Annotated in this window: 8 protein-coding genes; 1 reads left to right on the top strand and 7 read right to left on the bottom strand. The window is 70.7% G+C overall.

Annotation, left to right across the window (positions count from 1 at the left end; genetic code table 11):
• Positions 1-181: 181 nt before the first annotated feature.
• Entirely contained in the window at positions 182-1,927 is a 1,746-nt protein-coding gene (locus FPJ27_RS27215) for a cyclic peptide export ABC transporter (protein ID WP_204426319.1), read from the top strand.
• A gap of 179 nt (positions 1,928-2,106) precedes the next feature.
• Here the strand turns inward: FPJ27_RS27215 and FPJ27_RS27210 are convergent, their stop codons facing one another.
• From FPJ27_RS27210 to FPJ27_RS27180, 7 genes are all read right to left on the bottom strand, one after another.
• Positions 2,107-3,129: an iron-siderophore ABC transporter substrate-binding protein gene (locus FPJ27_RS27210; protein WP_204426318.1), complete on the bottom strand. Its 1,023-nt coding sequence runs from the start codon at positions 3,127-3,129 to the stop codon at positions 2,107-2,109.
• The gene (gene fhuF, locus FPJ27_RS27205; RefSeq protein WP_204426317.1) at positions 3,126-3,926 is read right to left on the bottom strand and encodes a siderophore-iron reductase FhuF; all 801 of its coding nucleotides are present in this window, start codon (positions 3,924-3,926) and stop codon (positions 3,126-3,128) included. Before fhuF ends, FPJ27_RS27210 begins: the two co-directional genes overlap by 4 nt.
• On the bottom strand, positions 3,923-6,013 hold the full coding sequence (gene fhuB / locus FPJ27_RS27200) for a Fe(3+)-hydroxamate ABC transporter permease FhuB (protein WP_204426316.1): 2,091 nt from the start codon (positions 6,011-6,013) through the stop codon (positions 3,923-3,925). Before fhuB ends, fhuF begins: the two co-directional genes overlap by 4 nt.
• Positions 6,010-6,858 (bottom strand): ABC transporter ATP-binding protein, encoded by an 849-nt coding sequence (locus tag FPJ27_RS27195; protein ID WP_204426315.1) that lies wholly within the window; start codon positions 6,856-6,858, stop codon positions 6,010-6,012. The genes fhuB and FPJ27_RS27195 overlap by 4 nt, the downstream gene beginning before the upstream one ends.
• Positions 6,848-7,867, bottom strand: coding sequence for a TauD/TfdA family dioxygenase (locus FPJ27_RS27190; protein WP_204426314.1), 1,020 nt, complete (start codon positions 7,865-7,867; stop codon positions 6,848-6,850). Before FPJ27_RS27190 ends, FPJ27_RS27195 begins: the two co-directional genes overlap by 11 nt.
• A gap of 44 nt (positions 7,868-7,911) precedes the next feature.
• The gene (locus FPJ27_RS27185) at positions 7,912-8,154 is read right to left on the bottom strand and encodes an MbtH family protein (RefSeq protein WP_047900635.1); all 243 of its coding nucleotides are present in this window, start codon (positions 8,152-8,154) and stop codon (positions 7,912-7,914) included.
• A gap of 88 nt (positions 8,155-8,242) precedes the next feature.
• Positions 8,243-8,911: an RNA polymerase factor sigma-70 gene (locus FPJ27_RS27180; protein WP_204426313.1), complete on the bottom strand. Its 669-nt coding sequence runs from the start codon at positions 8,909-8,911 to the stop codon at positions 8,243-8,245.
• Positions 8,912-9,045: the final 134 nt, after the last annotated feature.

The raw sequence follows: 9,045 nt of genomic DNA, 5'->3' as shown, positions 1-9,045 counted from the left end.
TTTACCGTTTTGCGCTCGAAGCGTGCTTGGGCGTTTTTTTTGCAGGCGCTGCTAAATATTTGCGCGGCCCGTTCGTCTATCAGGGAGGAAAGCCGGAACGGGGCCCGCCCCCGCCCACCGCTTTCGCATCGACTTTTTCGTTTCCGCGTATTCGCTTGCCTTCCCTTTACCGACGTTGCCGATGACTGCTGCCCACGAGCCTTCTTCCCCGCCGTCCCTCGACGCCTCGCCCGCCCGCCCCGCGGCGCGCCTGATCCTCGCGCTGCTGCGCGAAAGCCGTACGTCGCTCGCGCTGGCGCTTACCGCGTGCGTGCTGAACGGCGTCGCGAGCGTGCTGCTCGTCGCGACGCTGAACCGCGCGCTCGCGCAGCCGGGCGCCGCCGATGCGTCGCTCGCGTGGCGCTTCGCGCTGTGCGCGGTGATCGCGCTCGTCACGCGGATCGTGTCGGGCACGCTGTTCGCGCGCCTGTCGCAGGACACGATGGCGCGGCTGCGCGTGCATCTCGCGCGGCGCGTCGGCGCGGCCGAGTTGCGCGACATCGAGCGGATCGGCGCCGCGCCCGTGCAGTCGGTGCTGACCGACGACGCGACCAACGTGTCGATGCTGTTCTTCGCGCTGCCGAACCTGGTCATGCACGGCTCGATCGTGTTCGGCTGCCTCGGCTATCTCGCGTGGCTGTCGTGGCCCGTGTGCGTGCTGGCGCTGGCCGCGATCATCGCCGGCTCGCTCGGTTATCACACCGGCGACCGCCGTGCGATCGCGTCGCTCGAAGCGGCCGGCCAGGCGCAGGACCGCCTGTTCGGCTATCTCGGCTCGCTGTTTTCCGGCGCGAAGGAACTGAAGCTGCACGATGCGCGCGCGCGCCAGTTCGTCGACGGCCAGCTCGGCGCCGCGATCGGCGAAGTGCGCGACCACCGCCGCCGCGCGTTCAGCGCGTATGCGGTCGGCGTCGGCTGGATCATCTTCCTGTTCTACGTATTCCTCGGCGTGGCATCGTTCTGGTCGCAACTCGGCGTGCATGCCGATCCGGGCGCGGCGGCCGGCTACGTCGTCGTGTTCCTGTTCATGCTCGTGCCGCTCGACGGGCTCCTGAACAACCTGCCGACCGTCAACGCGGCACGCGTGTCGCTCACGCGGATCGAGGGTGTGATGGCCGAATTCGGCGCGCTGCGCACGGTGCCGCCCGCGGCCGACGCGCCAGACGTACCGCCGGCCGGCGCCGTCACGTTGCGCGGCGTCACGCACGCGTATTTCCACGAGCGCGACGAACGGATGTTCAGCATCGGGCCGATCGACCTGACGATCAAGCCGGGCGAGCTCGTGTTCATCGTCGGCGGCAACGGCAGCGGCAAGACGACGCTCGCGAAGGTGCTGACCGGACTCTACGAGCCCGAGGAAGGCACGATCGAGGTCGACGGCCGCACGATCGGCTGGCGCGAGCGGGCAGCGTATCGGCAGCGCTTCAGCGCGGTGTTCAACGATTTCCACCTGTTCGATGCGCTGCTCGGCATCGTCGATCCTGACGATCCGGCCCGCGCGCAGGCCGATGCGCGGGCGAACGCGCTCGTCGCGAAGCTGGCGCTCGACCACAAGGTGAAGGTGGTCGACGGTGCGTTCTCGACCCGCGCGCTGTCGACCGGCCAGCGCAAGCGGCTCGCGCTCGTCGTCGCGTATCTGGAAGACCGGCCGTTCTACCTGTTCGACGAATGGGCGGCCGACCAGGATCCGTCGTTCAAGGCCGTGTTCTACGAGCAGCTGCTGCCCGAGCTGCGCGCGCGCGGCAAGGCCGTGATCGTGATCACGCACGACGACCGCTATTTCGACCTCGCCGACCGGCTGCTGAAGCTCGACAACGGGCGCATCGTCAGCGACACGATGCCGGCGCGTTTGCGTGCTCGGGACGGTGTCGACGCGCTGAGCGCGTAAGCCATTCATCGATAGATCGCCGACGCGCGGCAATGGCAGCGCGTCGGCGATGCTCGGTCAAGAAGGGAATGTATTGTTGACGCATGGCGGAAAGGGAAAGCCGAGACTATCCCCCCTCATGCAGATGACAACGCCACGTCCGTCAAAGCGGCGTTATCCGCCGACAAACCGCCGCGCGCTCAACGCGCGGCCGGCAGCTTCAGCATCGTATCGGTCATCACGTCGGCCAGCTTCAGCGCCGACATCGGCCCGCCGAACCCCCAGATATTGCGTTCGATGAGCGCGATCCGGCGCTCGCGTAGCGCGGGCACGAAACGCCACACCGGCGAATCGAGTTTCGCCGACAGCGGTACGTCCATCGCCGACGCGGTCACGAACAGCACGGCCAGGTCGCGCTGCGTGAGCAGGTCGGCCGACGTCACGTACAGCGTGCCTTCCCGCGTCGGCTTCTTCGGCCACGGATCGAGCCCGAGCGCACGCGCGAGGCCCGCCGACGTGCTGTTGCCCGTATAGGCCCAGTAACGGTCGGGCAAGCCGAGATCCTGCAGCAGCGCGATGCGCTCGCCCTTTCTTCCCGCTGCCGCGAGCCGCGCCGCATTGCGCGCGATGCCCGCGTCGAGTTGTGCATCGACTGCCTGCGCGCGCGCGTCGCGCCCCGTCACCGCGCCGATCGTCCTGAAGATCTGCCGCATCCAGTCGAGCTGCGTGACGGGCACGCCGCCGTCGGAAACATTCGGGCTGAACTGGAACAGGATCGTCGGCGCGATCCGGTCGAGCGCGTCGAAGATCGGTGCATGCCGGAAGCCGACGCCGATGATCAGGTCGGGCTTGACCGCCGCGATCGCCTCGAGCCCCGGCTCCTGCCGCGAGCCGACGTCGGTCACGTGCGCGAGCCGGTCGCTCTGGTAGCCGAGCCAGCCCGGATAGAACGCGGTATCTGCCATCCCGACCGGCACGAGGTCGAGCGCGACCACGCTTTCCGCGAACATGAAGTCGAGCGCGACCACGCGCTGCGGCCGCACGGGCATCTTCGCGCTTGCCTGCGACACGACGGGATTGCCGGCCAGCGACACGGCGCCCGGCGTGCCGGGTCCGCCGCCGGCAACGGCAACCGCGCCGGCCGACGCGGAAAACACGCCGCAGCACGCGGCACCGAGCGCCGCGAGTGCGCCCAACGCGTGCCGGCGGCCGGCATGCGTCACCGGATCGCGTCCTGCCCGGCCAGCGCCGCGTCGTCCATCGTCAATAGCAGGGGGCAGCTTCCACACAGTTGCGTTTCTCCAGGAATTTCGTAGCGCAGGCAGCACACGCGGCGCGCGCGAAACGGCGTCGGCAGCAGCGGCGAGCGCGGCACGGCGTCGCGCACCGGCATGCGCAGCGGATTCGGTTCGCACGCGAAGCACGTCGAGCCGAACAGCCAGCCCGCGTCGCGCACGGGATCGGCCGCGCAAGGCAGCGAACGGCAGGTGTCGAGCAGATAGTCGAGCAGATTGCCCGCGTTGCTCCACAGCACGCGCGGCGTGACGCGGCCCATCGCCGCGAGCAGATCGATCACCGCGCCGAGATGCTCGACGAGCCCCGCATAGCGCGGCGCGGGGTCGTCGCACGGCGCGCCGAGCGCGTCCGCCGCGAAATACAGCGCGGCGGGCATCCCGTCGTCGAGCGCGACGAACGTGCGTTCGGGCGCCATGTCGAGCGACCGGCCGAGCGTCAGCGCGGCGACGACGCCGGCCGGCGCCGCACGGCCGAAATAGTATTTGCTCCATTGCGAGATCAGCGCGCGCGCATGCCGTGCCGGATCGCCGCCGTAGTGACGGACCATCGCGTCGAGCACGGCCTCGCGATGCGAGGGCAACGCGCTGACGGGCACGACGATGCGGCCCGGCGCGTGTGCGTCGTCGGGCATACCGAGCCAGACGACGTCGAGATGTTCGGCGAACGGTTCGGGCGCGAACGCCGAGAAGCGCGTGGCCCGCGCGCCGTCGAACGACGGCGTCATCGCCCTGCGCGCCGGGCGCGGCGCCCCTCGAGGATCAGCAGCCCGAGCAGGTACGGCGCGCCGATCAGCGCGGTCAGCACGCCGGCCGGCACTTCGCGCGGCGCGACGACCGTGCGCGCCGCGAGATCCGCGACGCCGAGGATCAGCGCGCCGCACGCGGCCGCGAGCCATAGCCGCGTGCGATGCCGGCGCGCGCCGAGCATCGTCGCGACGTGCGGCGCCATCAGCCCGATGAAGCCGACCGGCCCGACCGCCGCAACGGCCGCGCACGCGGCGAGCGTCGCGATCGTCAGCGCGAGCGGCCGCAGCGCGGCCACCGGCAGGCCGAGCGCGGCCGCCTGGTCGTCGCCGAGCGCGAGCATGTCGAGCGGTCGCGCGAGCCAAGCGAACACGGGCACCGCAAGCACGCACCACGGCAGCAGCATCGACACCTCGCCCCAGCTGCGGCCATAGGTACCGCCGACGAGCCACACGACGAAGCGCGCGGGCTGCACGCTTTGCTGCGTGATCAGCCATTGCGCGAGCGTCGTCCATAGCGCGCCGATCACGATACCGGTCAACGCAACCGCGAGCGGCGCATAACGATGCCGGTGATTCAGCGCGAGCGTGATCGCGAGCGACAGTCCGCCGCCAATCAGCGTGGCCGCCGCGAGCGTCACGTGACCCATCAACGGCCACGTCGACAATGCGAACAACGTGACGAGCCCCGCGCCCTGCGTGACGCCGAGCACTTCGGGGCCCGCGAGCGGATTGCGCACGACGCTCTGCATCGCGACGCCGCTCACGGCCAGCAGCGCGCCCGCGAGCAGCGCGCACAGCAGGCGCGGCATGCGCAGGCCGATCAGCATTCGCGCGAGCGCATCCTGGCCGGACAGCGCGGCGGACCAGCGCGCGGGCGACAGCCACTCGGGGCCGGCCGACACGCCGACCGACACCACCAGCGCGCCGACCACGACGAACAGCGCCGTGCGCAGCGGCCAGCCGAGCCGTTCGAGCCAGCCGACGAACCGCGTCGAGCCGCCGCCCGCCGCGCGTTCGGCATCCGCATGCAGCACGCCCGACCATGCAGCGCCGCGCCGGATCATCGCGAGCATCAGCGGCGTGCCGACCAGCGCGATCGCGACGCCGGTCGACAGTGTCGCGTCGAGTCCCGACGCGAGCACCGCGCTGTCGGTGACGAGCACGAGCGCGCCGCCGGCGAGCGCCGACAGCGGCACCAGCACGCCGAGCCGCGCCGCGCGCGCACCGCGCACCTGGCGCAGCAGGTTCGGCGCGACGAGGCCGACATACGACAGCGGGCCCGCGATGCTGACGGCCACGCTCGTGAACGCGACCGCGACGAGCGTCGCGGCAAGCCGCGTCGCATCGACGCGCACGCCGGCCGCGGCCGCCGCGTCGTCGCCGAGCGTGAGCGGGTTCAGCGGCCGGATCACGAACGGCAGCGCGACCAGCGGCACGACGAGCCAGCGCGCGGCGAGCGCGAGGCCCGTCGCGCCCGGCTGGTACAGGCTGCCGTTGGTCCACAGCGCGGCGCCCGCGATGTTCTGCTCGAAGAACGCGAGCACGAGCGTCGACAGCGCCGCGAACAGCAGCATGCACACGCTGCCCGCGAGCACGAGCCGCAACGGCGTCGCGCGCCAGCCGCCGGCCGCGACGATCGCGACTGCAGCGGCGGCCAGCCCGCACCCGAACAGCAGCGGCACCGATGCGACGCCCGCCAGTGCCGGCACGAGCATCGCCGCGAGCAGGCCGAGCTGCGCGCCGCCCGTCACGCCGAGCAGGTCGGGCGACGCGAGCGGATTGCGCGTGAGCGACTGGAACAGCGCACCCGCGATGCCGAGGCAGCCGCCCGCGACGAGCGCGGCCGCGACACGCGGCAGGTTGAGGTCGAACAGGAACACGTGCGCGAGCGCGGCGGCGTCGCTGCCGGGCGCCGCCGCCCACCACACGCGTAAATCGGGTGCGACGCGCAGCGCCGCGAGTATCGCGATCAGCGCGACGAGGCCGATCGCAATCGTGCCGGCCCGGCCGGTGGCCGCCCCCTTCCCCGTCGCCGCGAGGCGCTTGCGCATCGCGAACGTCGTCATACGGCGAGATCCCGATCGAAGACGCCGGCCGCCTGCGGCGTACCGACGCTCGACGGCCCGTAGGCCGGCACGCACATCGGCGCGCCCGTCTGCGGATGCGCGAGCTTCAGCATCTCGACGCCGAACGCCGCGCGCAGCCGCGCCGGATCGAGCATCGCGTCGGGCGAGCCCTGCGCGACGAGGCGGCCCGCGCGCATCAGCACGATCTCGTCGCTGTACGCGGCCGCCTGGTTCAGGTCGTGCAGCACCCACACGATCGTCAGCCCGCGCGCGCGGTTCAGCGCGCGCAGCGCATCGAGGATGTCGAGCTGGTGATGGATGTCGAGATAGGTGGTCGGCTCGTCGAGCAGCACGATCGGCGCCTGCTGCGCGAGCGCCATCGCGATCCACGCGCGCTGGCGTTCGCCGCCCGACAGCGCGCCGACGTCGCGGCCCGCATCGTCCGCAAGGCCGCTGGTCTCGAGCGCCTCGTCGATCGCCGCATGGTCGGCGCGCGACAGGCCGCGCAGGAAGCCGCCGTACGCATAGCGCCCGTACGCGACGAGTTCGCGCACCGTGAGGCCCGACGGAATCTGGTTGAACTGCGCGAGCATCGTCAGCTCGCGCGCGAGCGCGCGACGGCGAAACGACGCGAGCGGCTTGCCGTTCACTTCGACATGGCCGGCACGCGCGGGCTGCAGGCCCGCGAGCGTGCGCAGCAGCGTGCTCTTGCCGCAGCCATTCGGCCCGCACAGCGCGGTCACGCGGCCGGCCGCGATCGACAGGTCCAGCCCGTCGATCACGACATGGTCGCGATAACCTACCGTCAATCCGCGCCCGGCAAGCGCGGCGGTACTACGCGTCATCGGTCCTCCGCTCGGTCGCGCGCGGGACCGTGTAACTCAGCGCCATCGCGACGACGACCTTGCGCGGCCCTTCGAACGGGTCGCGCGCATGCGCGGTCAGCATGTTGTCGAGCATCAGCACGTCGCCCGTGCGCCACGGGAACACGATGCGCTGCTGGCCGAGCACGCCGCGGATTTCCGCGAGCGCATCGGCCTCGAGCGGCTCGCCGTCGCCGTAGTACACGTTGCGCGGCACGTTCTCGGGCCCGACCGCATCGACGAGCGCTTCCTGCATGTCGTCGTCGAGCGCGGACAGATGAAACAGGTTCGCCTGGTTGAACCACACGCGATCGCCGGTGCGCGGATGGCGCGCGACGGCCTGGCAGCGTTCGCGCGTGCGCAGCAGCAGTTCGCCGTCGTCGTCGGTGCGCCATGCGCATTCGATGCCGCGCGCCGCGCACATCCGCTCGACCTCGGCCGGCTCGTCGGTGCCGAACGACTGCTGCCACGGCAGGTCGAGCCCCTGCCCGAAATTGCGCACGTACAGCAGCTCGCGCCGCTCGAAACGCGCGATCAGCGCCGGATCGAGCGCGCGATACACGGCGCGGCTGTCCGCGATCGGCGTCGCACCGCCCTTCGGCGCCGCGAGCGCGCAGTGGAACCAGATCCGCAGCGGCCATTCGCGCGTATACGACTGCTCGTTGTGCAGCGGAATCGCGCGGTGCGGCGGGTATTCGGTCGACGTGTAGACCGCGCCTTCGACCTGGCTGCGCGGCGTCGACGCGTATTCATAGCCGATCAGCGGATCGCCGAACGATGCCGCGAACTGCTGGAACGCATCGATCGACGGCACGTGAAAGCCCGTGAACAGCACGCCGCCCGCCCGTTCGAGCGTGTCGGCGGCGATCTCGCGCGCCAGCGGCGCGACTTCGTCGATCGACATGCCGTCGCTGCCGCGCGGCGACACGACGGTGGGCAGCCCCGGCTCGATACGCAGGTCGTCGAGCGTCGGCAACGAAAGCAGGGTCATGCAACGTCCTCTTCAGGTGGCGCGCCGGGTCGCGGCGCTGCGGGTCACGATGCGCGCGTCGCGCGCTCGCCGTCCATTGCGCGGCGCAGGCTCGCGGGGCGCATGTCGGTCCAGACGGTCTCGATGTGCGCGAGACAGTCGGCCTTCGGGCCGCTCACGCCGACCTCGCGCCAGCCGGCCGGCACGGGCCGGAACGTCGGCCAGATCGAATACTGTTCTTCGTCGTTGATGACGACCGTGTAGACGAGATCGTCGGTGTCGGCGGAAGGCGTCGTGGCTTGCGTCATGATCGGAAAAAAGCAGGAGACGGTTGAAGGATGCGAAGCGGCGGATTGCGCCGCTCCTGTCTGATAGACGATTGGCCGGCGCGTTTTTTTACCGCCGCCGCGCGCGGCCGCCCAGGAACACCGGGCACGCGACGCCGCGATGGCACGCGTCGAGGCATTCCGCGCAGTGGCGCTCCGCGTCGCGCACCATGAAATGCACGAGCGTCTGCGATACGTTCAGCGCGCGCGCCGCGGTCTGCAGCGTCTCCTCGCGCAGCCGCACCATCTCGAAGGCGGCGCGGCTGCGCGCCGGCAGGTCGTCGAGCGCGGCCCACACGCGCCGCAGCGTATCGCGCGTCATCAGCGCGGCTTCCGGCGTCGGCTCGGGCGACGGCACGTCGAAGCCGTCGTCCTCTTCCGTGTGATAGACGTTTTCGAGGCTCTGCCGGCGGCACGCATCGATCGACGCATTGCGCACCATCCGCGTCACGTACGCGACCGGCTGGCGCACCGCGTCCTGGTTCGGGAATTCGACGAGCTTCACGAATACGTCGTGCACGACGTCCTCGGCACGGCTCGCGCAACCGACGAAGCCGCGCGCGACATTGACGAGCATTGCGCGATGCGAAATCAGCACGTCGAGCAGCGCGCCCTGCGCGCGGGGCTCCGCGGCACGGCGCGCGCGCGGTGCGGCGCGCAACGGCAGGTCCGGATAACTGCCGACGAACGGGTTCGCCGTTGCCGCCGCCGGTCGGTCGAGCACTTCCGCCATCGCCATCGATCTGCTCCGTCAAATTCCGAGATAGCGCAATTTAACGTAAACGCAAATCATTCTCAATCCGATTACCGGATACCCCTTCCGGTTGTCAGGATTTGTCTGAACAATTGACGGGATCGTTGTTCGAGCGAACG

Source organism: Burkholderia sp. MS455, assembly GCF_016899445.1.
GTDB lineage: Bacteria > Pseudomonadota > Gammaproteobacteria > Burkholderiales > Burkholderiaceae > Burkholderia > Burkholderia pyrrocinia_C.
Note: the sequence above shows the minus strand (reverse complement) of the source record. Positions and strands in the feature narration are given on the sequence as shown.

What these genes read in the sequence shown, in the direction of transcription:
- fhuB (WP_204426316.1), bottom strand. Translation starts at nt 6,013, where the DNA reads ATGACGACGTTCGCGATGCGCAAGCGCCTCGCGGCGACGGGGAAGGGG.
- FPJ27_RS27215 (WP_204426319.1), top strand. Translation starts at nt 182, where the DNA reads ATGACTGCTGCCCACGAGCCTTCTTCCCCGCCGTCCCTCGACGCCTCG.
- FPJ27_RS27195 (WP_204426315.1), bottom strand. Translation starts at nt 6,858, where the DNA reads ATGACGCGTAGTACCGCCGCGCTTGCCGGGCGCGGATTGACGGTAGGT.
- fhuF (WP_204426317.1), bottom strand. Translation starts at nt 3,926, where the DNA reads ATGACGCCGTCGTTCGACGGCGCGCGGGCCACGCGCTTCTCGGCGTTC.
- FPJ27_RS27180 (WP_204426313.1), bottom strand. Translation starts at nt 8,911, where the DNA reads ATGGCGATGGCGGAAGTGCTCGACCGACCGGCGGCGGCAACGGCGAAC.
- FPJ27_RS27190 (WP_204426314.1), bottom strand. Translation starts at nt 7,867, where the DNA reads ATGACCCTGCTTTCGTTGCCGACGCTCGACGACCTGCGTATCGAGCCG.
- FPJ27_RS27185 (WP_047900635.1), bottom strand. Translation starts at nt 8,154, where the DNA reads ATGACGCAAGCCACGACGCCTTCCGCCGACACCGACGATCTCGTCTAC.